The 201-nt window shown below is 54.2% G+C and carries 1 protein-coding gene; it reads left to right on the forward strand.

What is annotated here, in order from left to right; genetic code table 11:
* A partial coding sequence (locus BCT49_RS14130; RefSeq protein ID WP_241908086.1) for a VCBS domain-containing protein occupies positions 1–201 on the forward strand: 201 nt, incomplete at both ends.

A 201-nucleotide genomic window follows, 5' to 3' on the forward strand; every position in this document is an offset into this window, starting at 1 on the left:
AGTGCAAGAAGACGTGACGCTAACGACCGGCGGCAACCTCAATGTTGACGATCCAGATTTAGACGAAGCGGTGTTTACCGCGCAGACCGATGTTCAAGATGACAACTACGGCACCTTCAGTATCAATGCGGACGGTGAGTGGACGTACACACTCAACAATGACCACGCGGATGTCCAAGCGCTGGATGCCGACTCGACTCC

The sequence above is a fragment of the Vibrio lentus genome (assembly GCF_002875945.1).
In the GTDB taxonomy this organism is placed as follows: domain Bacteria; phylum Pseudomonadota; class Gammaproteobacteria; order Enterobacterales; family Vibrionaceae; genus Vibrio; species Vibrio apostichopi.